Source organism: Rothia gullae, assembly GCF_024294905.1.
Classification (GTDB): domain Bacteria; phylum Actinomycetota; class Actinomycetes; order Actinomycetales; family Micrococcaceae; genus Rothia.
In genome coordinates this window covers 160,966-183,834 of the sequence record NZ_JANCOC010000004.1, presented here as the reverse complement: position 1 = coordinate 183,834, position 22,869 = coordinate 160,966, and the positions used below count along the sequence as shown (strand labels likewise).

20 protein-coding genes and 1 pseudogene are annotated in these 22,869 nt (G+C 60.1%); 18 read left to right on the top strand and 3 right to left on the bottom strand.

The window, feature by feature from the left end; all coding sequences use genetic code 11:
* Window positions 1–150 precede the first annotated feature (150 nt).
* Complete coding sequence (locus NML54_RS04295) at window positions 151–1,419, bottom strand: DUF349 domain-containing protein (protein ID WP_254756068.1); 1,269 nt, start codon at window positions 1,417–1,419, stop codon at window positions 151–153.
* 301 nt (window positions 1,420–1,720) lie between these two features.
* Here NML54_RS04295 and hisS point away from each other — a divergent pair, with 301 nt between their 5' ends.
* Window positions 1,721–3,082 (top strand): histidine--tRNA ligase, encoded by a 1,362-nt coding sequence (gene hisS / locus NML54_RS04290; RefSeq protein WP_254756067.1) that lies wholly within the window; start codon window positions 1,721–1,723, stop codon window positions 3,080–3,082.
* 250 nt (window positions 3,083–3,332) lie between these two features.
* On the opposite strand, the gene NML54_RS04285 is transcribed toward hisS, so the two are convergent.
* Complete coding sequence (locus NML54_RS04285) at window positions 3,333–3,740, bottom strand: endonuclease domain-containing protein (RefSeq protein ID WP_254756066.1); 408 nt, start codon at window positions 3,738–3,740, stop codon at window positions 3,333–3,335.
* A gap of 13 nt (window positions 3,741–3,753) precedes the next feature.
* Here NML54_RS04285 and NML54_RS04280 point away from each other — a divergent pair, with 13 nt between their 5' ends.
* On the top strand, window positions 3,754–3,891 hold the full coding sequence (locus tag NML54_RS04280; protein ID WP_254756065.1) for a hypothetical protein: 138 nt from the start codon (window positions 3,754–3,756) through the stop codon (window positions 3,889–3,891).
* Between the two features lie 212 nt (window positions 3,892–4,103).
* Here the strand turns inward: NML54_RS04280 and NML54_RS08980 are convergent.
* Window positions 4,104–4,289 (bottom strand): annotated as a pseudogene (locus tag NML54_RS08980) (type IV toxin-antitoxin system AbiEi family antitoxin domain-containing protein); the annotation flags it as partial.
* Between the two features lie 386 nt (window positions 4,290–4,675).
* Here NML54_RS08980 and aspS point away from each other — a divergent pair.
* The 16 genes from aspS to nusB all read left to right on the top strand — a co-directional run bounded on the left by aspS (window position 4,676) and on the right by nusB (window position 22,811).
* A complete protein-coding gene (gene aspS, locus NML54_RS04275; protein WP_254756064.1) occupies window positions 4,676–6,448 on the top strand; it encodes an aspartate--tRNA ligase in 1,773 nt (590 codons plus the stop codon).
* Window positions 6,449–6,639: 191 nt separating this feature from the next.
* On the top strand, window positions 6,640–7,167 hold the full coding sequence (locus NML54_RS04270) for a P-loop NTPase family protein (protein WP_254756063.1): 528 nt from the start codon (window positions 6,640–6,642) through the stop codon (window positions 7,165–7,167).
* Between the two features lie 88 nt (window positions 7,168–7,255).
* Window positions 7,256–7,690 (top strand): D-aminoacyl-tRNA deacylase, encoded by a 435-nt coding sequence (gene dtd / locus NML54_RS04265; RefSeq protein ID WP_049327228.1) that lies wholly within the window; start codon window positions 7,256–7,258, stop codon window positions 7,688–7,690.
* 175 nt (window positions 7,691–7,865) lie between these two features.
* Window positions 7,866–9,416, top strand: coding sequence for a replication-associated recombination protein A (locus NML54_RS04260; RefSeq protein ID WP_254756062.1), 1,551 nt, complete (start codon window positions 7,866–7,868; stop codon window positions 9,414–9,416).
* Between the two features lie 680 nt (window positions 9,417–10,096).
* The gene (gene rpsD / locus NML54_RS04255; protein WP_254756061.1) at window positions 10,097–10,729 is read left to right on the top strand and encodes a 30S ribosomal protein S4; all 633 of its coding nucleotides are present in this window, start codon (window positions 10,097–10,099) and stop codon (window positions 10,727–10,729) included.
* 305 nt (window positions 10,730–11,034) lie between these two features.
* Window positions 11,035–11,472, top strand: a complete 438-nt coding sequence (locus tag NML54_RS04250) for a DUF948 domain-containing protein (protein WP_254756060.1) — start codon at window positions 11,035–11,037, stop codon at window positions 11,470–11,472.
* Window positions 11,472–11,966: a peptide chain release factor 4 gene (locus NML54_RS04245; protein ID WP_254756059.1), complete on the top strand. Its 495-nt coding sequence runs from the start codon at window positions 11,472–11,474 to the stop codon at window positions 11,964–11,966. Before NML54_RS04250 ends, NML54_RS04245 begins: the two co-directional genes overlap by 1 nt.
* Window positions 11,967–12,098: 132 nt before the next feature.
* Window positions 12,099–14,786 (top strand): alanine--tRNA ligase, encoded by a 2,688-nt coding sequence (alaS, locus tag NML54_RS04240; protein WP_254756058.1) that lies wholly within the window; start codon window positions 12,099–12,101, stop codon window positions 14,784–14,786.
* Window positions 14,787–14,788: 2 nt separating this feature from the next.
* A complete protein-coding gene (gene ruvX / locus NML54_RS04235; protein WP_254756057.1) occupies window positions 14,789–15,352 on the top strand; it encodes a Holliday junction resolvase RuvX in 564 nt (187 codons plus the stop codon).
* Window positions 15,349–16,542: an endolytic transglycosylase MltG gene (mltG, locus tag NML54_RS04230; RefSeq protein ID WP_254756056.1), complete on the top strand. Its 1,194-nt coding sequence runs from the start codon at window positions 15,349–15,351 to the stop codon at window positions 16,540–16,542. Before ruvX ends, mltG begins: the two co-directional genes overlap by 4 nt.
* Window positions 16,543–16,826: 284 nt before the next feature.
* On the top strand, window positions 16,827–17,762 hold the full coding sequence (locus NML54_RS04225) for a shikimate dehydrogenase (RefSeq protein ID WP_254756055.1): 936 nt from the start codon (window positions 16,827–16,829) through the stop codon (window positions 17,760–17,762).
* A gap of 119 nt (window positions 17,763–17,881) precedes the next feature.
* A complete protein-coding gene (gene aroC / locus NML54_RS04220; RefSeq protein WP_254756054.1) occupies window positions 17,882–19,099 on the top strand; it encodes a chorismate synthase in 1,218 nt (405 codons plus the stop codon).
* Window positions 19,099–20,472 carry a shikimate kinase gene (locus tag NML54_RS04215; RefSeq protein ID WP_254756053.1) on the top strand — a complete coding sequence of 458 codons (1,374 nt, stop codon included), beginning with the start codon at window positions 19,099–19,101 and terminating at the stop codon, window positions 20,470–20,472. The genes aroC and NML54_RS04215 overlap by 1 nt, the downstream gene beginning before the upstream one ends.
* Window positions 20,473–20,497: 25 nt before the next feature.
* On the top strand, window positions 20,498–21,625 hold the full coding sequence (gene aroB / locus NML54_RS04210; protein ID WP_254756052.1) for a 3-dehydroquinate synthase: 1,128 nt from the start codon (window positions 20,498–20,500) through the stop codon (window positions 21,623–21,625).
* A 212-nt stretch (window positions 21,626–21,837) separates the two neighbouring features.
* Entirely contained in the window at window positions 21,838–22,401 is a 564-nt protein-coding gene (gene efp / locus NML54_RS04205; protein WP_254756051.1) for an elongation factor P, read from the top strand.
* Entirely contained in the window at window positions 22,401–22,811 is a 411-nt protein-coding gene (gene nusB, locus NML54_RS04200; RefSeq protein ID WP_254756050.1) for a transcription antitermination factor NusB, read from the top strand. Before efp ends, nusB begins: the two co-directional genes overlap by 1 nt.
* Window positions 22,812–22,869: the final 58 nt, after the last annotated feature.

Below are 22,869 nucleotides of genomic sequence, written 5' to 3'. Positions count from 1 at the left end.
CGCCCGGGGCCGGGGGGGGGGGAATTATTAAACCCCCGGCCCACCCCCACACCCCACTTGTGTTTCCAACCGCCCCCTTTAGGGGGGCGTGTCAAAACACTGGGGGCTTCTCGGCGTTAATTAGACGTTATTTAGACCGTCGGCTAGACCCTAGTTGCCGAAGTCCTGCAGGGTGGCTGCCCAGGCGCGGCGCGCCTCCAGAGCTTCCTTAGCCTTGGCGATTTTCTTGGAGTCGCCGCCCTTCTCAGCTACTGCGAGCTCTGCCTCCAGCTCGGCGAGGGAGTCCTCGATCTGTGCGATCAGGGAGTTCGCGCGTGCTACCTTGGCGGGGTCGTTGCGCTTCCACTTTGCCTCTTCGGCGCCGTTGATTTCATCCTGAATACGGCGCAACTCGCCGTCGACGCGACGCAGGTCGTTGCGGGGTACGCGGCCAGCCGCATCCCAGCGGTCCAGGATCTTCTCGAAGGCTGCCTTCGTGCCCTCAATGTCTTCGACGGGTAGGAGTGCGCGTGCTTCTTCGAGCAGTGCTTCCTTGACCTTGAGATTTTCGGCGTAGACTGCGTCCTGCGCTGCTTCGGCTTCGTTGCGGGCGTTGAAGAACACGTCCTGTGCCGCGCGGAAGCGTGCCCACAGCTTGTCGTCTTCGCGACGGTGGCCGCGGGGCACCTGCTTCCAAGTGCGCATCAGGTCGCCGTATACGCGGGAAGTCTCAGACCAGTCAGTCGAGGTGGACAGCTCTTCCGCGCGTGCAATTAGCTCTTCCTTGGCGCGTTTGATGCGTGCGTTGCGGTCGTCGAGCTGCGAGAAGTGTGCGCGGCGGTTGCGGTCGAAGGTGGTGCGGGCTGTACGGAAACGCTTCCACAGCTCGTCCTCTATGCTCTTTGCCAGGTGAATTTCGCGCTGTGCCTTCTTCCACGCTTCGAACAGTTCGTTCATGCGGGAGTGGGAGTTCTTCCAGTGGATCTGGTCGGGGTCCTGGCCGGCAATATGCTCGGCTTCCGCGACGATTTCTTCGCGGACGGCGAGGGCGCGTTCACGGTTTTCGGCGCGTGCCTGCTGCTGCTTTTCGCCGAGTTCAGCGATCTGCTCTGCGAGGGAGACGAGGCGCTTCTGGAGGCCGGAGTAGTCACCGACCATGTTGCGCACACCGATCTGTGTACCGAGGGAGGTGATGCCCTTCTGCAGGTCTGCGGCGGGGGCGTTGTTGGCGAGGCGGGACTCGAGCAGGGCAACCTGCGCCTCGATGTTTTCAAACTTGCGGGCGAAGTAGCTGAGCGCTTCTTCTTCGGAGGCGCCGGGCAGCTGGCCTACGGCGTATTCTTCGCCGTCGACAATGACGAAGACGTGGCCGTCCTCGGAGACGCGGCCGTACTGGCGTGCCTTTTCGAGGTTTACAGTGTCGTCGGGTTTGGTAGTCACCGCTATAACTCTTTCACTCGGGGGTGCTGGGGTGGGGCGCCTTTGCGCTGTTCCCCGTGGTGGGCACCCGTTTGGGTGTGCGTGTGCACCTCCTAAGCATAGCCTCTGTGAGGTGTGTGTGAGTAGTGTCTGGTCGTGTTGTGTTGTGGGCGAACCTGCCGGCTGCGGGTTTGTGCGAGTTTGCTTTGGGTGAGCTGGGGGAGTGGGTGCTGTGCTGGGGTGGGTGTTGGTATGATGGGTAGATATGCCCGGAGGTGTTCCGGGGTTTTGTTGTCGAGTTCTTTGTCAAGGAGTGTCGCGTATGGCTCGCAAGGCTTCGCTGTCTGGTTTTCCCGAGTATCTTCCGGCTGAGCGGTTGGTTGAGAATCATGTTCTGGACACTTTGCGTGAGACTTTTGAGTTGCACGGTTTCTCCCCGATTGAGACTCGTTCGGTAGAGACTATTGAGCAGCTGCTGCGCAAGGGTGAGATTGACAAGGAAGTTTACGCAATTTCTCGCCTGCAGGAGGACGAGGCTGCGAAGGCTAAGGAAAAGCTGGCTCTGCACTTTGATCTGACTGTGCCGTTTGCCCGTTATGTGGTGGAGAACGCCGGTTACCTGAATTTCCCGTTCTCGCGTTACCAGATTCAGAAGGTGTGGCGTGGTGAGCGTCCGCAGGAGGGTCGTGCCCGCGAGTTCACTCAGGCTGATATTGACGTGGTTGGCGACGGCGAGCTGCCGTTCCGTTACGACGTGACCTTGGCGCTGGTTGTTGTTGATGCACTGTCAAAGTTGCCGATTCCTGAGTTCAAGCTGCGTGTGAATAACCGCAAGCTGGCTGAGGGTTTCTACCTGGGCTTGGGGTTGACTGATACTGCGGCTGTTCTGCGTTCTATTGACAAGCTGGAGAAGATCGGTGCTGAGCGTGTGGCTGAGGAGCTGCAGGCTGAGGCTGGTGCGAGCGCGGATGCTGCCGCTGCCGCTCTGGAGCTGGCACAGATCCGCACGGAGGATGCTTCTTTTGTGGAGCAGGTGCGTGCGCTTGCCGCTAAGTATTCGGTGGAGCATGAGCTGCTGGATCAGGGTCTTGCTGAGCTGGCTGAGGTCATTGAGGAGGCGGCTCGCCGTGCGCCGGGTAAGGTGCTGGCTGACCTGTCGATTGCTCGCGGTTTGGACTACTACACCGGCACCGTGTATGAGACTGTGCTGGTTGGTCACGAGTCGCTGGGTTCGATCTGTTCGGGTGGCCGTTACGAGTCGCTGGCATCGAACGGTAAGAAGACGTACCCGGGTGTTGGCCTGTCGATTGGTGTGACCCGTGTGGTGGCTCGTATTCTGTCGCAGGGTTTTGCGCAGGCGAGCCGTAAGGTGCCTTCGGCTGTGTTTGTTGCCCTGACGAATGATGAGGGCTGGTCGGCTGCGAATGATGTTGCGGATGCGCTGCGTGCCCGCGGCATTGCCTGCGAGGTGTCTGCGAATGCGGCGAAGTTCGGTAAGCAGATTAAGTACGCTGAGAAGCGCGGCATTCCGTTCGTGTGGTTCATTTCGTCGGATGAGTCGGGTGCTCCGATTCACGAGGTGAAGGATATCCGTTCGGGTGAGCAGGTTGCTGCTGATCCGGCTTCGTGGATGCCGCCGGCTGAGGACCTGCACGTTCAGATTGTGCGTGCTGAGGGTCTGTAAACATTAGGGGCTTGTCATCTTATGGCCTGTAATCCCTGCGGTGTTTGGCCGCTGTAGTATCTGGCTGCTGTAATAATTTGATTACTGTAGCCTGCATATGGATGTGTACCCGCCTGGTGGGGAGGATGTTGACCTCCCTGCCGGGCGGGTCTTTCGTGTGAGCCCAGATTCTCGATAGGTTAGTGTCTTCGCTGTGGGTCTTTAACCCGGGGTGAAGGCGCTAACCTATCGACTGAGGCGTTTCCTCGCTTTATCTCAAGAGTAGTTTCCGCAAGTGGGTGATGACTTCCCGTTCTTTTTGAAAGATGTCAGCCCACGTGAGGTGTACGACCGTCCATCCGGCGCGGGTCAGTGCGCGGTCGCGGGCTGCCTCGTAGCGGTCCCTGCCGGGGTGGTCCACGTATTTCTGTTCACCGTCGAACTCGAGAATGACCCGTGCCTCGGGCCAGGCGAAGTCTACTCGATAGTTACGGCCCTCGCACGAAATCGGGTACTGCGTTACGGGCAGGGGCAGCCTGTGCTCCATGAGCAGGCACCGGGTGAGGCTTTCACCGGCCGACTCGCTGGATACATCCACTGCCTGCGCCAGGAGGGGCCCGGCTGAACCGCCGTACCCGGTGAGGTTCAGCAGGGTTTCGGTAACTTCGTGGGGTTCCATTAGTCCCCGGCGCATGATGGAGTCGGCGAGGACCACCGCCTCCCGAAAGGGCATGCTGCGCGCACAATCCTGTAGCGTGCGAGCCACCGTCGTAACCATGATGGATGTGCCCGGTAACCTGGTGACTTCCTCGGGGCTGGTGGCGCTGTAATGCCGGGTGATTCTTCCCTTGTCAGAGGTGCTATGACTACGGCTATACACGCTTATCATTTGGGGAACAGAGAGTACATCAAGTCCCCATAGTGCCGCGGCTGATGCGTGGGAGAAGATCCCTTGAAGACCCATCATCTGAGCAGCGATGCACCGTACCGTGAGCCGCTCTTCGGGGGTGAGCGCTTGGGCATCGCGGGTGTAAATATAGGCTCCTCGCTGGATACGTTGCAGAGACCCTTCCGCCACTAGCTTGCGAATGCGTTTGGGCCCGACTCCTCGCAGGTTGAGCATCTGGGAGTTCAGCACGAATGGGTGCAGTTCTACGGTGCGGGTAATTTCTGGTGTAGCCGGTAATACGTTTGGGACGCGTTGCCACGGAATAGTTACGGTGTTCATAGGCTTTATCCTGGCAGGCTGTGTGAGGTTGTGGGGCTTGTTCGTGAAATCTGTGGATAACTTCGCGGATTCAACCGAAAAAGTGTTTGTCCACAGGCATGCGGAGTGGATTCCCCAGTAATACTTCGATAGGGTAGTGGCTTTTCGATAGGTTAATGCCTTCACCCCGGGTTAAAGGCCCACGGCTAAGACGCTAACCTATCGACCGCAGACCCCCGCGAACCTGCCGCCCTACCTGCAGCCCCGCCTCCGTGCCCTATTTTCTGCCCCTGACCTGCCCGGAGGGGATACAATATATGAGGCGCACGCAGTGTGCGCATATCATCAACCGCGTGTACCCGGCTACTGTCTATAGTCGTGAGGTGCCCGCTATGAAAGGAATGTCTGTGCTTCGCACTCACACCAACGGCGAGCTGACCGCCGCAAATATTGGAGAGACTGTTACCCTGACCGGTTGGGTGGCTCGCCGCCGCGACCACGGTGGTGTCGCTTTCGTTGACCTGCGTGACCGTGAGGGTGTCACCCAGTGTGTTTTCCACAATGAGGCTGATTTTGAGCACCTGCGCAACGAGTACGTGCTGCGTGTGACCGGTCTGGTGACTAAGCGCCCGGAGGGTAACGAGAACCCGAACCTGGCGACTGGCGAGATTGAGGTTGAGGTGTCCGCCGTTGAGGTGCTGAACACTGCCGCTCCGCTGCCTTTCCAGATTGACGAGCACGTTGAGGTGGGTGAGGAGGCGCGCCTGCGCTACCGCTACCTGGATCTTCGCCGCCCGGAGCCGGCTCGCATCATGCGCCTGCGTTCAGACGCGAACCGTGCGGCACGCAACCTGCTGGCTGAGGACGGCTACATTGAGGTTGAGACCCCGACCCTGACCCGTTCCACCCCTGAGGGCGCGCGTGACTTCCTGGTGCCGGCTCGTCTGGCTCCGGGTTCTTGGTATGCTCTGCCGCAGTCCCCGCAGCTGTTCAAGCAGCTGCTGCAGGTGGGCGGTATTGAGAAGTACTACCAGATTGCTCGTTGCTACCGTGACGAGGATTTCCGTGCGGACCGTCAGCCTGAGTTCACTCAGCTGGACATTGAGGCGTCGTTCGTTGATCAGGAAGACATCATTGAGCTGGGCGAGCGCATCGTTGAGGCTGTGTGGAACCTGATTGACGTGAAGGTTCCCCGCCCGATTCAGCGCATAACCTACAAGGATGCGATGGAGAAGTACGGTTCGGACAAGCCTGACCTGCGTTTTGGTCTGGAGCTGACTGAGCTGACCGAGTACTTCAAGGACACCACTTTCCGCGTGTTCAAGGCTCCTTACGTGGGTGCTGTTGTCATGCCCGGTGGTGCTTCTCAGCCTCGCCGTACCCTGGACGCTTGGCAGGAGTGGGCGAAGCAGCGTGGCGCTAAGGGCCTGGCTTACGTCCTCATTCAGGAGGATGGCGAGCTGACCGGTCCGGTTGCTAAGAACATTACCGACGCTGAGCGTGCTGGCCTGGCCGAGGCTACCGGCGCGAAGCCCGGCGACTGCATCTTCTTCGCTGCTGGTGAGGCTAAGGCTTCCCGTGCGCTGCTGGGTGCTGCTCGTGTTGAGATTGGTCACCGTACCGGCCTGATTAAGGACGGCGAGTGGTCCTTCGTGTGGGTTGTTGACGCTCCCATGTTCGAGTCTTCTGCTGATGCTACTGAGTCCGGTGACGTGGCTCTGGGCCACTCCGCGTGGACTGCTGTGCACCACGCGTTCACCTCCCCGAAGCCCGAGTTCATGGATACTTTCGACACCGACCCGGGTTCGGCTCTGGCATACGCTTACGACATTGTCTGCAACGGTAACGAGATTGGTGGCGGTTCGATCCGTATTCACCGCCGTGACGTGCAGGAACGCGTGTTTGCTGTGATGGGCATTGGCGAGGAAGAGGCTCAGGAGAAGTTCGGCTTCCTGCTGGATGCGTTCAAGTACGGTGCGCCGCCCATGGGTGGTATTGCGTTCGGTTGGGACCGTATTGTGTCTCTGCTGGCTGGCGTTGATTCGATCCGCGAGGTTATTGCGTTCCCGAAGACCGGTAATGGTTTTGATCCGTTGACTGCGGCTCCTGCCCCGATTACTCCGGAGCAGCGTAAGGAAGCTGGCGTTGATTTCAAGCCGAAGAAGAAGGACGAGGAGTAATTCTCTAGTCTTTGGTCGTGCGCCCCGTAGGGGTGTGGGCCTGTGCGGCGTGAACCCGGCGGGCGTTGAGTTGTGCCGGGGTCGCCGTTGAAGGGTGGGCTGTGTATTCTGCTGGTGCAGGGTCGCAGCCCACCTTTTGTATCAACTGGTGTGCGTGCCGATTTGTGTACTACCCAAAGGGGGAGGGGAGCATGCGTATTCTGATTGCCGGCCCGAGCGGTAGCGGTAAGACGACGTTCGCGGCGCGGTTGGGGCGCCTCCTGGACATTCCGCATACGGAGATGGACTCGTTGCATTGGGGTCCGAACTGGACTCCGCGCCCTAGTTTTGAGGCGGATGTTCAGGCGCTCATTGAGCGGCCTGCGTGGATTACGGAGTGGCAGTATCCGCAGGTGCGTGGCCGCCTGCTGGAGCGTGCGGATGTGGTGATTTACCTGCGCTATAGCCGTGCGGTGGTCATGTGGCGTGTGGTTCGCCGGACGGTGCGCCGTGCGGTGACGGGTCAGAGGCTGTGGGCTGATAATGTGGAGCCGCCGCTGAAGAATATTCTGCGCGACCCGGATAACATGATTCGGTACACGTGGAGGAGCTACCCTCATGTCGGGGAATTGCTGGCGGAGGCTCGCGGGCAACATCTGCAGAAGCATTTTATTGAGTTTCGTACTCCGCGGGCGGCAAACCAGTTTTTGCGTGCCGTGCAACTGCGCGGTGTGCTCTGAGGCGGTTCCCCTAAACCAGCTGCCGAGAGTGGTGTCGAAAGAGATGTATGAGCCCGGTGAAGGCCGGCTCCAAGTTGAAAGGTGAACGATGCGAGTAGTTATTCAGCGTGTGACCCGCGCGGCGGTGCGCGTGGCTGGTGAGACCGTTGGGGCGATTGAGCAGCCCGGCTACCTGGTTCTGGTCGGCATCACGCACGGTGACGGTGCAGCGCAGATCGCGAAGCTTGCCGATAAGACCGCGAACCTGCGCCTGCTGGAGGGGGAAAAGTCACTGCTCGATGAGGGCGCACCCGTGCTGGCGGTTAGCCAGTTCACCCTGTACGGGGATGCGAAGAAGGGTCGCCGCCCCTCCTGGTCTGCCGCTGCGCCCGGTGCGGTGAGCGAGCCGCTGTTCAACGACTATGTTCAGGCGCTGCGTGAGCGTGGCCTGCACGTGGAGACCGGCGTGTTCGGCGCGGACATGCAGGTGGAGCTGGTCAATGACGGTCCGGTAACCCTGATCCTCGATAGTGAGACCCTCTAGGCCGGCGCTTTCGATAGGTTAGTGGATTGCCCCGGGGTTTAAAACCCACGGCGAAGACACTAACCTATCGAAACCCCATCGAAAACCCGTGTGGCGTCACGCCGCGAGCTAAATCCGCTGCTGTATATCCACACCCCGCGCCCACCTCAAGCCTGCAAAACGATAGAGTAAGACTATGGCTGATTCCCTCTTTGATTTTGAGTTGCCCGATGACGGGGACCGCGTGAGCCTGATTGGGGCGCCCGCTGAGGAGCCCGCCTCCTCGCGTGCCTCCGGGTCGCGTGCGAATTCTGCGCGTTCGGCGTCTCGTGCACCGTTGGCGGTGCGTATGCGTCCGCGCACGATTGATGAGGTCCTCGGCCAGGAGCACCTGCTGACTCCGGGTGCGCCTCTGCGCGTGTTGGCGGGGGAGAACGCCGGCCCGGCTGGCCCTTCGTCGGTGATTTTGTACGGCCCTCCGGGTACGGGTAAGACCACCTTGGCGCATGTGATTGCGCGTGCGCCGGGTCGTAAGTTCGTGGAGCTTTCGGCGATTACCGCGGGCGTGAAGGATGTGCGTGCGGTCATGGATCAGGCGCTGCTCGACCGTGACATGTACGGCACGACTACCGTGCTTTTCCTCGACGAGATTCACCGTTTCACGAAGGCTCAGCAGGATGCGCTCCTGCCCGGCGTGGAGAACCGCTGGGTGATTCTGGTGGCGGCTACGACGGAGAACCCGTCGTTCAGCATTATTTCGCCACTGCTCTCGCGTTCGCTACTGTTGCGGGTTCATTCGTTGGAGCAGTCCGATATTGAGCGTCTGATTGACCGTGCGTTGGCTGATCCGCGTGGTTTTGATGGTGCAGCGGTTATTGATGAGGATGCGCGCGCCCACCTCGCGGCGGTTTCTGGAGGCGACGCTCGCCGCTCCCTGACCTCGCTGGAGGCGGCGGCTGCGATTGCGTTTAGCGAGGCTGAACAGGTTTCGGTAGAATCTGCCCGCTCCGCCGAGGATTTGGCAGATTTGGCAGATTCAGAAGACCCGGCGGGGGAATCGGGGGAGAAGGCCTCTGAACCTGCCGTGCCCGTGCGCATCACCCTGGCGCACGCTACGGAGGCGGTGGACCGCGCCGCGATCCGCTACGACCGTTCGGGCGATCAGCACTATGACGTGGTGAGTGCGTTCATTAAGTCCATGCGCGGCTCTGATGCGGACGCCGCGGTACACTATTTGGCGCGCATGTTGGAGGGTGGCGAGGATCCGCGTTTTGTGGCGCGTCGCATCATGATTTTGGCGAGTGAGGATATTGGTCTGGCTGATCCGCAGGCGTTGCAGGTGGCGACAGCTGCGGCGCAGTCAGTGGCGCTGGTGGGCATGCCGGAGGCGCGTATTATTCTCTCGCAGGCGGTGATTTATTGTGCGCTCGCTCCGAAGTCGAATGCCGCGTATAACGCGATTAACCGCGCGATTGCGGATGTGCGTGCGGGTGCTTCGGGTCAGGTTCCGGTGCATTTGCGTGATGGTCATTATGCGGGGGCTAAGCAGTTTGGTCACGGCGTGGGGTATGTGTATGCGCATGATGAGCCGGGGCATGTGGCGGCGCAGCAGTACCTGCCGGATACTCTGCGCGGTACGGTCTACTACGAGCCGACGCAGCACGGTTTTGAGCGTACGTTGGCGGAGCGTCGTGAGCGTATTCGCCGTATTTTGGATGCGGCTCTGGTGCAGGATACGACCCGTTAGCTTACGTGGCTCCCATCGAGTCGTCCACTACTTTGAGTGCTGACCACCGGGGGAGTGGCGCGCCTCGGCAGGAAAGCAGCCGTATAGGGTTGAGTGCAAACAGAAAGCGGTGCGTAGTACCTCGGTAGTACTGCGCACCGCGTCAGAGTTTTGAGTTGTGATAGACGTCTTGACCGTCGGCTTTCCCGGAAGAGCGGGGGCCAAGCTTGTTACGGTTTCTAATCTAGGCGATATGGGGGCCTGATTCAAGCTATTCCCATAAAGACACAGGTTAAAAATAACGAAATGATTACATTCCAACATATTGATGTCGCAATTTTTCGGGAAAGTCGCACCTAAATAGCTCCGACGGGTGCAAATATTTGCTGTGGGGGTCGTGTGGGTAAGTGCCAAAAACCCACACGCACAGTGATTTGAATCAAAGATTTCCCAAAAGGCTGGTAAAGCCCGGGTGCATCCGGTAAGCTTGACGGGTCTGGCAATTACTATGCCCGCATTCGTGCGAGCGTCAGTAATGTAGCTACGGGGTACTCTGCCCCGAGCTCTCCGCCCCACCGCCGTACAGTAACGACCGAACTGGTCGCGTACGGATTCCGGCGGGGTCAACCGAGGAGGCCAGTATTCAACAGATCGAGGCCCCACCCGTGAGGGTGCAGGAGCCTCACATAGAAAGGTAGATTGTGGCTAAGCACAACCGTCCCCGCCGTACCGTGCGTCAGTCCCGTGCCCTGGGCATTGCACTGACCCCGAAGGCAGAAAAGTACCTCGAGCGTCGTCCTTACGGCCCCGGCCAGCACGGCCGTGCCCGCAAGAAGGCTGACTCCAACTACGCTACCCAGCTGAAGGAAAAGCAGCGTCTGCGCGCTCAGTACAACATTCGCGAGGCACAGATGCGCCGCGCATACCTCGAGGCAAAGCGTACCGAGGGCCAGACCGGTAAGAACATGGTCGAGCTGCTCGAGACCCGCCTCGACGCTCTGGTTCTGCGTGCAGGCTTCGCCCGCACCATTGCACAGGCACGTCAGATGGTTGTTCACCGTCACATCATGGTTGACGGCGTTCGCGTGGACCGCCCCTCGTTCCACGTCAAGCCCGGCCAGCTGATCCACGTTCACCCCAAGGCTGAGAAGACCACCCCCTTCCAGGCTGCGGCTGCAGGTGAGAACCAGGCAGTTCTGCCCGAGGTTCCCGCATACCTGAACGTTGAGATCGAGAAGCTGCACGCAAAGCTTGAGCGCAAGCCCAAGCGCGAAGAGATCCCCGTGATCTGCGACGAGCAGCTGGTCGTTGAGTACTACTCGCGTCTGGCATAATCTCGATTTTTCGAGAAGCAACCCGTCCTGCACCGTTCGGTGGGGGCGGGTTGTTCCCGTTTAACGCGTGGGTTTTTGGGGCTTATACACTACAGGGCTGTGGCGCTGCAGAACCTGTGAATCTTCCGTCGCTGGGAGTTTCATGAGAGTTTAGGGGGCGCTTGAAGGATTTTTCGACTAAAATAGGGGATTGAGCTGTGTATATAGTCCTGAACTGTATGCACGATCCGGCTGCGCGCCACGGTGGCGTCCAGCCTTGTACGACTATTGATAAGCATCATGCATTGAGCGGAATGGGGTTATAGATGACCGGCGGAGATATTGCGGGCCTGATTGCAGCAGGAGTTTTTGCGATTCTGGTGGCTCTGCTTGCGCTACCCATTATTCGCCTGACCAAGGTGTTTGATGAGCTTATCGTGACGATTCGTTCGCTGAACCAGAGCACCGGCCCTCTCATTGAAGAGGTGACCCGTACTGTGGTGACCACCAATGAGCAGCTGGAGAAGGTTGACGACATCACTTCGAATGTTTCGGATGCGTCCGCGAACGTTTCTGCGCTGTCCTCGCTGGTGACCTCGACTGTGGGTCAGCCGCTGATTAAGGTTGCGTCCTTCTCGTACGGTGTGCGTCAGGCATTCCGCGGTGGCAAGCCGGGCGATGCACACCGCACCGCTGGTAACGCCCACGCTGGCGGTCAGTACGGTTCGGCACAGTCCTCTTACTCTGCAGGCGGTGAGAACTAATGGGTCTGCTTCGTTCAGCTCTTCTGCTTGGCGCCGGAGCGGCGGTTGGTTACTTCGCTTCCAGGCGTGCCACCTCCGAACCTGCTCAGCGTACCCCCGGCAGCGCCTTGCTCATGCGTGAGCACGGTGAGCTTGCCCTTAACCCGGAGTCTCAGATGGGAAAGTTCTTCGAATCGCCGATTGGCAAGCCCCTGCAGCCGTATGCGCTGCGTGCTGTTGAGTTCGCCGCCCGCGTGCGTGAGGGTATGCAGGAGAAGGAGATGGAGCTCAACGCTAAGGTGGAGCGCCAGAAGCAGGATTTGCGTCCTGGATCCCTGGATACGTGGGACCGCCAGATGAGCTCGGCTGAGATTGAGTCCACGAACCGCCGCCTGGCTGAGCGTGAACTCATTGAGGTGGAGGCTGAGATTGCCTCCTTGGAAGAGGCTCAGAAGCGAGCGCGTGAGCAGCGTATTGCGCGTGATCGTCAGCTCGGTGACGGCTTCTTCAACTAGGTTTTAAAAGATGGTGTTTTCGCCCGTAAACCACGGTACGAGACTGGCTCGATTAGCCATTTTGCTCTCGGGCAGGCACCATAGGTCAGTAGACTAATTTAGAATTTCGCATAGATTACTATAAGGAACGAGATGCTCTCACAGGAGATTTCCAAGCGCTGGATTGATTTCTTCGCTTCCCGCGGCCATACTGTGGTGCCTTCGGCATCGCTGATTTCGAACGAGCCCGGCGCTATGTTCACCATTGCCGGTATGGTGCCGTTCATTCCCTACTTCCTGGGCCGTGAGACCCCTCCGTTCTCCCGCGCGACCAGCGTGCAGAAGTGCATCCGCACCCTGGACATTGAAGAGGTCGGTAAGACTGCGCGTCACGGTACCTTCTTCCAGATGGCTGGTAACTTCTCCTTTGGTGATTACTTCAAGGAGCAGGCGATTCCGTTTGCTTACGAGCTGCTGACCACCCCTCAGGATAAGGGCGGTTTCGGCCTGGATCCGGAGCGCCTGTGGGTCACTATTTATGAGGGTGACGATGAGGCGTTCGAGATTTGGACTAAGACTGTTGGTTTCCCTGCTGAGCGTATTCAGCGTATGGGCATGAAGGAAAACTACTGGTCCACCGGTCAGCCCGGCCCTGCAGGCCCCGACTCGGAGATCTTCTACGACCGTGGCCCTGCCTACGGTAAGGAAGGCGGCCCGGCGGCTGACGACGACCGTTACATTGAGATTTGGAACCTTGTGTTCATGCAGTACCAGCGTGGCGAGGGCATCGGTAAGGATGACTTCGAGATTCTGGGTGATCTGCCGAAGAAGAACATCGATACCGGTCTGGGCGTTGAGCGTCTTGCCATGCTGTTGCAGGGTGTTGAGAACTTCTACGAGACCGACCAGGTTCGCCCCGTTCTGGACGCTGCTTCTAAGCTGTCCGGTAAGAAGTACCACGGCTCTGAGTCCGCTGAGGACGAGGGCTATGAGGATGACGTGCGTATGCGCGTGGTTGCGGACCACATCCGCTCTTCGCTGATGCTGATTGCTGATGGCGTGACCCCCTCCAACGAGGGCCGCGGCTACATTCTGCGCCGTCTGATGCGCCGTGCGATTCGTGCGATGCGTTTGCTGGGCGTTACTGAGCCCTGCCTGCCCGTGCTGTTCCCGGCTTCGCGTGATGCGATGAAGGGTGCGTTCCCGTACGTTGCTGACGACTTCGAGCGTATTTCCCGTATTGCGTACGCTGAGGAGAAGGCGTTCCTGCACACCATTGAGACCGGTACTGAGCGTCTGGAAGAGGCTGTCGCTGCCGCTAAGAAGGACGGCTCTAACGCTGTTTCTGGTGCTGAGGCGTTTGCTCTGCACGACACCTACGGCTTCCCGATTGACCTGACCCTGGAGATGGCTGCTGAGGCTGGCGTGAAGGTTGACGAGAAGGCTTTCCGTGAGCTGATGGCTGAGCAGCGTCACCGTGCGCAGGCTGACGCTAAAGCGAAGAAGGGTGCGTTCGCTGATCTGTCTGAGCTGCGTAAGCTCGTGGATGAGCGTGGCTCCATCTTCACCGGTTACACCGAGTTGCGTACTGAGACTAAGCTGCGCGCAATCCTGGTGGACGGCGTGTCGGTTCCCGCAGCTAAGGCTGGCGACAAGATTGAGGTTGTCCTGGATGAGACTCCGTTCTATGCCGAGTCTGGTGGTCAGGCTGCTGATACCGGTGTTATTACCGGAAACGGCTTCATTATTGACGTTCAGGACGTTCAGCAGCCCGTAAAGGGCCTGAGTGTTCACCGCGCCGTTGTGCGTGAGGGCGATGTTCACGTCGGTGCCGATGTTGTGGCACAGGTTGATGTTCAGCGCCGCCGCGACGGTGAGAAGGCCCACTCTGGTACCCACATCATTCACGCTGCCCTGCACCAGGTGCTCGGCAACGAGGCTACTCAGCGTGGCTCTTTCAACAAGGAAGGCTACCTGCGTTTCGACTTCGCGTGGGGCGAGGGCCTGTCCGAGTCAGCTAAGCGTGAGGTTGAAGAGGTTGCGAACCTCGCGATCCGCGATAACCACAAGGTGATTACTCATGAGATGCCGATTGCTGAGGCTAAGGCTCTGGGCGCTATGAGCCTCTTCGGTGAGAAGTACGGCGACGTGGTGCGTGTTGTTGAAATCGGCGGCGAGTTCTCCCGCGAGCTGTGCGGTGGTACCCACGTTGGTTCGTCCGCTGAGATTGGTTCGCTGACCCTGCTGACTGAGGGTTCTGTTGGCTCCGGTAACCGCCGTGTTGAGGCTCTGGTGGGTCTGGACTCCTTCAACCACCTGGCTGCTGAGCGTACCCTGGTGAACCAGCTGACCGGCCTGATGAAGGTTCAGTCTTCCGCTGATCTGCCGGAGAAGATTAACCAGACTCTGTCTAAGCTGAAGGCTGCTGAGAAGGAACTGGTTCAGCTGCGCCGCGAGAAGCTGCAGGCTGAGGCTGGCAAGCTGCTGGAGAACGCACAGACCATCGGATCTGTTCGCGTTCTGGCGCATGACGCTGGCGAACTGGACGCTAACGGCGTTCGGGACCTGGCTCTGGATCTGCGTTCGCGCTTCGGCTCCGAGGCCGCTGTTGTTGCCGTGGTGGGTGTGGCTAATGGTCGCCCCGTCGTCCTGGTGGCAACCAACGAGGGTGCTCGTGAGGCTGGCGTGAAGGCTGGCGCTCTGGTCCGCGTCGCTGCCGGTGTTCTCGGCGGCGGTGGCGGCGGTAAGGACGACGTCGCTCAGGGTGGTGGCCAGGACGCATCCAAGATTGGTGCTGCACTGGATGCTGTCCGCGACGCTATCGCACAGGCTCAGGCCTAAACATGGCAGAATTCCAGCGCGGAGTGCGGATGGGTGTCGATGTGGGTAATGCCCGCGTCGGCACCGCCCTCAGCGACCCCGACGGTATTCTCGCCACCCCGCTCAAGACGTTGCGCCGCGACGCGAAGAAGAACTCTGACCGCCGTGTTTTGCGTAAGCTGATTGAGGTGAACGAGGTGGTGGAGGTTTTCGTCGGGCTTCCGAAGACTATGCGTGGTGGGGATTCTCTCTCCACGGAAATGGCTCGGGAGTACGCTCAGGCTCTGCGCTCCGAGCTGGATGCCGAAGAGAATACACACATTAACATTTGGCTGGTGGATGAGCGACTCACCACCGTGAGCGCTCACCGTGCACTGCACGAGGCTGGGGTTTCCAGCCGAGATTTCAAGACTATGGTTGACCAGGTGGCGGCTGTGAACATTTTGCAGTACAGCCTGGATGCCCTCAAGGCGGGGCAGTCCGTAGCCGGGTACAAGGTGAGCGATCCGGCCCACGAAGAAAACCGACCGTCCGAGTCAGAAGGGACCGCGGTTGGTGCCGTCAACGAAACGGAGAACCTTCAGTGACCGAACAGAATAAACAGCCCGAAGAGAGCGGGCTCGACCTCTTTAGGCCCACGGCCGAGGACCAACGTAAGGGTATTATCGGCATCACGATGGAACAGGAAATCGTGTCGGTGGATACGTTGCGTGCGCGTAAGCGCCGCCGCCACGCGGTTTTGCTGAGCGCAATTTCCCTGTTTATCGTGGCTCTGGTCATCATTTCTGGTGCCCTGATTACTCGCTACGACCCGTTCAAGAATCGTGATTACTCGGGTGGAGGTAACGGCACGACCGTGACGTTCACGATTCGTTCCGGTCAGTCCACCGCGCAGGTGGCGCATGAGCTGGAAGAGGCTGGAGTTATTGCTGATGCTGATAAGTTCGTCGAGGTGTACACCAAGGAGAGCAAGGGTAAGTACTTGCAGCCTGGCACCTATGAACTGCAGCAGCACATGAGCAGCTCGAGCGCGATTACGACCATTATTGATGCGAACAGCAACGTCCTGTACCTGGCGATTCCGCAGGGTAAGCGCGTGAGCGAGACCATCGACCTGATTGTTTCTGGCTCCGATGGTGCGTTTACCCGCAAGCAGGTTGAGGACGCGGTCAGCAACTACACCCAGTACGGTGTGCCGAGCAACTTCCCCTCGATTGAGGGTTGGTTGCACCCGGGTGAGTACCGCTTCCCGAAGGACACCGACATCAAGAAGGTCATTCAGACCATGGTTGATAAGACCAAGGCTGACCTGAAGGAAGCCGGCGTGAGCGGCGACCAGAAGATTTTTGAGGTTCTGACTGTTGCCTCCATCGTGGAGCTTGAGGCTCAGCCGAAGGACTACGTGGCGGTTGCAGGCATCATTGAGAATCGTCTGAACACCCCCGATGGTGAGACGTCGGGTCTGATTCAGTCGGATGCGACCGTGACTTACGGTCTGGGTGTCCGTTCGTACCACCTGACTGAAGAGCAGAAGGCCGATAAGAGCAATAAGTACAACACTTATGCGAATAAGGGTCTTCCGAAGGGCCCGATTGGTTCCCCGCAGCTGGCTTCGATTAAGGCTGCCGCGGCTCCTGAGAAGAACCCGTACTTCTACTGGGTGACTGTGGACCTGGATTCCGGTGAGACTAAGTACTCCCGCACGTACGCTGAGCACCAGCGTTACGTTGAAGAGTACAACCAGTGGTGTTCTAAGCACCCGAACCGTTGTAGCTAATCGGTTTAGCCGGTATCTATAATTCGGTAGCTTTGGACTGAAGGTTCCTTGCTGAGGCGGGTACCGCCTCCACGAGAGTGGAGGAGGTGCCCGCCTTTGCTGTACCCGAATGCTCTGTACCCGAATGCTGGGGTGCTCAGTTGTTGGGCTGTACCCGAATATTGGTTTGTCCCTTAAAATGGGAGGGTGCGCCTATGAACGCGGGTTCGTGGCGTGCGTGTCCGCAAGCCCGCAAGCCCCAAGTGTTGAGAGCGTTCCCCAGCGTTGAGAGCGAGAGAGTATCGATGAAGACTGAACCGTACCGTGAGGCCCCGTATCTTCGCCGCGCCTACGTGCTGGGGCACCCTATTGCGCATTCGCTGTCGCCTGCGCTGCATCGTGCCGCGTATGACTTTTTGGGTGAGCAGAATTTGGGTTATGATCGCCGCGATACTCTGCCCGATGATTTGCCGGCGATTATGCATGGGGTGCGCCACCCGGACGGTACGGAGGACGCCCCGTATATTGCGGGTCTGTCGGTGACGATGCCGTTGAAGACCGCGGTCATTAAGTATTGCGATGAGCTGAGTGAGACTGCCCGCGTGACCGGTGCGGTGAACACGGTGTATCCGCGCGGTGAGAAGGTGCTGGGTGATAACACGGACGTGATCGGCATCGTGAACGCGCTGCGTCACGCCGGTTTGGAGCCGCAGCCACTCAAGGATTCTGCCGCGATTGTGGGTGGGGGAGCGACGGCTATTTCCGCCCTGACCGCACTGCATCAGCTGGGGTATTCCCGTGTGAGCGTGTACGCCCGTTCGCTGCATAAGCTCGGTAGCGTGCAGGAGGCGGCGGACCGCCTTGGCGTTCAGCTGGAGCAGGTTTCCCTGGCTGATTTGCCGCAGAATCTTGCGGAACGCGGTCATCACCCGGTGATTTCTACGCTTCCGGCCCATGCGGCGGATGAGTGGGCGAGCCAGCTGAGCGGGCTGAAGGGCGCCTCCGCGACGCACCGGCCGGTACTGCTCGATGTTGCGTATAACCCGTGGCCTTCGGTACTGGCGAGTGCTTGGGAGGCTAACGGCGGCACGGTGGTTTCTGGCCTGGAGATGCTGCTGTATCAGGCGGTGGAGCAGGTGCTGCTATTTACCGACCGCACCCTGTCTGAGGGTGAGCTGCTGGGTTTGGTGAATGCGATGTGCGCGGCGGTTGATCTTGCGCCTCGTGCTTCCGTTTCGTGAAAAAAGCGTGCTTTCACTCGCTCAGTAAACAGGCATTTTATACACTGTTTATACACGTGAAGAATTATTATTCCTTCCTCCTGCGCTGCGGTGCGGGTGCAATGAAAAGAGGTTAACCTATGGCCCTGCGTTGGCTCACTGCCGGAGAATCCCACGGCGAGGCACTCGTCGGCATTATTGAGGGCGTACCCGCCGGTGTGAAACTCACCAGCGACATGGTGCGTGATGCCCTGGCTCGTCGCCGCCTTGGCTACGGCCGCGGTGCCCGCATGAAGTTCGAGGAGGACCGCGTGCGCATCCTGGGCGGTGTGCGTCACGGCCTGACTCAGGGCGGCCCGGTCGCGATTGAGATTGCGAACACCGAGTGGCCCAAGTGGACTGACGTGATGAGCTCCGACCCGGTGGATCCGAAGCTGATTGAGGGGCGTGCGCGTAATGCTGCGCTGACCCGTCCGCGCCCCGGTCACGCCGATTTTGCGGGTATGCAGAAGTACAACTTCTCTGAGGCTCGCCCGGTGCTGGAGCGCGCCTCCGCGCGTGAGACTGCGACCCGCGTGGCTCTTGGCGTGGTTGCCGCACAGATTTTGAAGGCTCTGGATGTTGAGCTGGTTTCTCACACCGTAGCTGTGGGTGGCGTACATGCTCCCGAGGGCGCCCCGGTGCCTTCGCCCCGTAACGTTGATCAGCTGGACGCTGACCCGCTGCGCTGCTTCGACAAGGCGACCTCTGACGCGATGGTTCAGCGCGTGGACGAGGCGCACAGGGACGGCGAGACTCTCGGCGGCGTGGTTGAGGTGCTCGCGTACGGTATGCCTCCCGGACTGGGTTCGTACGTGCACTGGGACCGCCGCCTGGACGCGCGCCTTGCCGCAGCGCTGATGGGTATTCAGGCGATTAAGGGCGTTGAGGTTGGCGACGGTTTCGCGACCGCTGACCGCCCGGGCACTGCCGCTCACGACGAGATTTCCATTGGTGAGCACGGCGTAACCCGCGATACCAACCGTGCCGGTGGTATTGAGGGTGGCATGAGCATTGGCGACCTGCTGCGTGTGCGCGCGGCAATGAAGCCCATTGCGACCGTGCCGAAGGCTCTGAAGACCATTGACACTTCCACCGGTGAAGAGGCTCGCGCCCACCACCAGCGTTCGGACGTGTGTGCTGTTCCCGCCGCCGGCGTGGTGGCGGAGGCTATGGTCGCCCTGGTGCTCGCTGAGGCTGCACTGGAGAAGTTTGGCGGCGACTCGATTGGTGAGACTCGCCGCAACATGGATTCCTACCTGGACGCCATTCCGGCGTCTCTGGCGTGGGAGTCTAACGTGGCTGGTTGGGACGCGTAGTGCCCCTTCCGGCAGAGTTTGAGGGCCGCGGCGCGAAGGGTCGCGGTTCCGGGGAAGTTTCTGTGGAGCAGGGTGTTCGCCCGGTAGCTTCGAGCCCTCTTGCGCGTATTGCTGCGGCAACGCAGCGTGCGCGAGGGGGCGCTTCGCCGCGCCCGGAACCCGGTGCAGAGTCCGGTGCGGAACCCGGTGTATCTGCTGCGGCTGAGCAGAGTGTTGAGATTGCGGACGCTGAGGCTGTTGAGGTTGCGGGCGCTGGGGTTCGTGAGACTGTCGCGCGTGAGGCTGCCGCATCGGGTTCTTCCGCGTCAGTTTCTTCTGCGCGCCCGGCTTCTCGGGTGCCCACTCCCGCTGACCTGATGCGTTCTGGCGCCCGCCCCCTGCCCGCCGCTGCTACGGCGAGCACGCAGGGTGTGCGCCTGTACGCCTCCTCGGTATCTGAGGACGCCGAACCGGCGCTCGGCCTGGACGAGGACCTGCGCCTGAAGCTGCTCAGCGCCCTGCAGGGCATGGCTGAGGAAGAGCCTCGCGAGGAGCCCGCACAGGCGGATGCACCCAAGCCCGTAGCTCCAAAACCGGCCGCGCCGTCAGTAGTCGCTGCGCCCAAGCCTGCACCCGCCAAGCCGGTTCGTCCGACTCCGGCGCTGTTCGGCAAGGTTCAGGTTGCTGCGCCCGCCGAACCTGCAGTGCCGGCTGAATCTGTGGCATCCGCAGAGCTCACCGTCCCCGCAGAGTTTGCTGTCCCCGCAGATGCGCTCGCAGAAGACGAGTCCGCCGGTGCTCGCATCCACCCGCAGCAGGTGCGTGAAATGCACGAGAACTTCGCGGAACGTTCCCGCCCCATCGTGCTCATTGGCCCCATGGCGGCAGGTAAGACCTACATTGGTACGCACTTGGCGCGTTTTTACGGCTACGAGTTTCTCGACGCCGACCAGCTCATCGTGGAACGCTACGGCGAAGTCTCCGAAATCTTCGAGATCTTCGGTGAGGCGTACTTCCGCGAGCTCGAACGCAAAACCATCGAAGAGGTCCTCACCTCGCCCGTGTACCGCAACACGGTGTTCTCCCTGGGTGGTGGCGCGCCCATGACCGACTCGGTTGCGGAGCTGCTCAAGGACGAATGTGTGGTGTACATCCTCGTTGATGCTGACACCGTCACCCCGCGCATTACCGGCAACAAGACCCGCCCGCTGCTGCAGCCGAACCCGGTCGAGCGGTGGACCGAAATTTTTGAGCGCCGCCGCAGCCGATACGAAGAGCTGGCGCACTTCACCCTGGACGCACGAGGCGGCCGCCCCATCACCGAGATGACCGCCGAAATCCAGGCGTACGTGACCGCAACCCGCACCTCCCGCGCGCAGCGCCCCCAAGCTTAACCCCTCACCTGTGAAAGGACACATGATGAGCACTCAGCCCACCCCCACTTTCGGTGCCTCCGGCGCGGAAGATATCACCCGCATCCCGGTGACCGGCAGCTCCCCGCGTGAGAACTATGAGGTTCTCATCGGCCACAATCTGCTCGGTAAAATCCCCGAAATTCTGGGCAACCGCGCCAAGAAGGTGCTCGTGATTCACCCGCGTGCCCTGCGTTCCACGGGTGAGCTGGTCATGGAAGACCTGCGTGCCATGGGCTACGAATCGTTCAGCGCCGAAATTCCGGACGCTGAAGAGGCGAAGCACTACCAGGTGGCGGCGTTCTGCTGGCAGGTGCTCGGTCAGAACGACTTCACCCGCACCGACGCGATCATTTCCGTGGGCGGCGGCGCCATTACCGACGTTGCCGGATTCGTCGCGGCAACCTGGTTGCGCGGCGTGCGCGTTATTCACATCCCGACCACCCTGCTCGGTATGGTGGACGCTGCCGTGGGCGGTAAGACCGGCATCAACACCGCCGAAGGTAAGAACCTGGTCGGCGCGTTCTGGCCGCCCGCAGCGGTGCTCTGCGAGATCGGCACCCTGCGCACCCTGCCTGAATATGAGCTGCTGACCGGCATGGGTGAGGTCGTCAAGTGCGGCTTCATCGCAGACCCCGAAATTCTCGACCTGATTGAGGCGAACCCGAACGCCGTACGCGACTCGCAGTCCGCCGTGATGCGTGAACTCATTGAACGCAGCGTGCGCGTGAAGGCGGAGGTCGTCTCTGAGGACCTCCGCGAATCCGGTCGCCGTGAAATCCTGAACTACGGCCACACCCTCGCCCACGCCATCGAGCGCAACGAACGCTACCAGTGGCGTCACGGCGCGGCAGTGTCCGTCGGCATGGTCTACGCCGCCGAACTGGCGCTGGCAACCGGCCACGCCGACGAAGAACTCGTGGCACGCACCCGCCGCATCCTCGAATCGCTGGGTCTGCCCACCTCCTACAAGGCAGACGCATGGCCCCAGCTGCTCGAAACGATGCGCCGCGACAAGAAGGCACGCGGCAACCTGCTGCGCTTCATCATTCTTGACGGTTTGGCTCGCCCGCGCGTCTACGAGGTGCCGGACGACTCAATCCTGTACATGACCTACCAGGAGATTACCGAGTAGGTGATGAGTCCCGTACATGCACCGGATGCACCCGGCGCGTGTTTGCTAATACGCGCCAGCCGGGCGGGGTGCCACAGAAAATGTGGCGCCTCTGCTAGGCAAATTCGTGCGCATCCTGTAGAATGTACGGGACATATTTTTGCTCATTGAAAACTTAGCGCCTCGCCGGGTACCACTACGGCGTGAGCGTCGATGACACGAAGGAGAGCCCCATGGCATCCACTACCGATATTAAGAACGGCGCCGTCCTGAAGATTGACGGCAACCTCTGGTCCGTCGTAGAGTTCCAGCACGTTAAGCCCGGTAAGGGTGGCGCATTCGTCCGCACCAAGCTGCGCAACGTTACCTCCGGCAAGGTCGTCGACCGCACCTTCAACGCTGGCGCTAAGATCGAAACCGCAACCGTTGACCGCTCCGACTACCAGTACCTGTACCAGGACGGCGACGACTACGTCTTCATGGACATGAAGACCTACGACCAGATCAACGTTCCCGCAACCGTTGTTGGCGACGCAGCAAACTACATACTCGAGTCCCAGACCGCAACCATCGCAATGCACGAGGGTAGCCCCCTGTACATCGAGCTGCCCGCATCCGTGGTCCTCGAAATCACCTACACCGAGCCCGGCCTGCAGGGTGACCGCTCCACCGGCGGCACCAAGCCCGCAACCGTTGAGACCGGCTACGAGATTCAGGTTCCCCTGTTCCTGGAGACCGGCACCAAGGTCAAGGTTGACACCCGCACCGGTGAGTACCTCGGTCGCGTGAACGACTAATGAATTCGCGTACGAAAGCCCGATTGCGCGCCCTCGAAGTGCTCTTCGAGGCGGATCAGCGCAACGAAGATTATATTGAGGTACTCCGCCGCCGCCGACTGTACACGGTAGCGCAGATCTCTGCTTACTCTGAGGAAATCATTCGTGGCGTTCGCGACCACGACGAAGAGATCCGCGAGTTTGTGGAGACTTACGCCCGTGACTGGTCCTTCGAGCGTATGCCCGCCGTGGACCGTGCCGTGCTGCGTATTGGCGCTTGGGAGCTTCTGTACAATGACGAAGTTCCGGATGCTGTCGCAATTTCTGAGGCTGTCGGTCTGGCGCGTGTGCTGTCCACGAATGAATCTCCAAAGTTCGTGAACGGTCTGCTGGATAAGCTCCGTCAGGTGAAGCCGACCCTGCTCGCGTAAGACGTCCCGCCGCGGCCTGCCCACCAGCTCTTATAGCTGGTTTGGTTTGCTGCTGTTG

Excerpts from the sequence above, each read along its gene's own strand:
- NML54_RS04260 (WP_254756062.1), top strand. The coding sequence starts at position 7,866 with ATGGCTGATTCCCTCTTTGATTTTGAGTTGCCCGATGACGGGGACCGC.
- NML54_RS04250 (WP_254756060.1), top strand. The coding sequence starts at position 11,035 with ATGACCGGCGGAGATATTGCGGGCCTGATTGCAGCAGGAGTTTTTGCG.
- NML54_RS04285 (WP_254756066.1), bottom strand. The coding sequence starts at position 3,740 with ATGGAACCCCACGAAGTTACCGAAACCCTGCTGAACCTCACCGGGTAC.
- NML54_RS04280 (WP_254756065.1), top strand. The coding sequence starts at position 3,754 with ATGATGGAGTCGGCGAGGACCACCGCCTCCCGAAAGGGCATGCTGCGC.
- NML54_RS04225 (WP_254756055.1), top strand. The coding sequence starts at position 16,827 with ATGAAGACTGAACCGTACCGTGAGGCCCCGTATCTTCGCCGCGCCTAC.
- efp (WP_254756051.1), top strand. The coding sequence starts at position 21,838 with ATGGCATCCACTACCGATATTAAGAACGGCGCCGTCCTGAAGATTGAC.
- hisS (WP_254756067.1), top strand. The coding sequence starts at position 1,721 with ATGGCTCGCAAGGCTTCGCTGTCTGGTTTTCCCGAGTATCTTCCGGCT.
- NML54_RS04245 (WP_254756059.1), top strand. The coding sequence starts at position 11,472 with ATGGGTCTGCTTCGTTCAGCTCTTCTGCTTGGCGCCGGAGCGGCGGTT.
- alaS (WP_254756058.1), top strand. The coding sequence starts at position 12,099 with ATGCTCTCACAGGAGATTTCCAAGCGCTGGATTGATTTCTTCGCTTCC.
- dtd (WP_049327228.1), top strand. The coding sequence starts at position 7,256 with ATGCGAGTAGTTATTCAGCGTGTGACCCGCGCGGCGGTGCGCGTGGCT.
- NML54_RS04270 (WP_254756063.1), top strand. The coding sequence starts at position 6,640 with ATGCGTATTCTGATTGCCGGCCCGAGCGGTAGCGGTAAGACGACGTTC.
- aroB (WP_254756052.1), top strand. The coding sequence starts at position 20,498 with ATGAGCACTCAGCCCACCCCCACTTTCGGTGCCTCCGGCGCGGAAGAT.
- aroC (WP_254756054.1), top strand. The coding sequence starts at position 17,882 with ATGGCCCTGCGTTGGCTCACTGCCGGAGAATCCCACGGCGAGGCACTC.
- ruvX (WP_254756057.1), top strand. The coding sequence starts at position 14,789 with ATGGCAGAATTCCAGCGCGGAGTGCGGATGGGTGTCGATGTGGGTAAT.
- nusB (WP_254756050.1), top strand. The coding sequence starts at position 22,401 with ATGAATTCGCGTACGAAAGCCCGATTGCGCGCCCTCGAAGTGCTCTTC.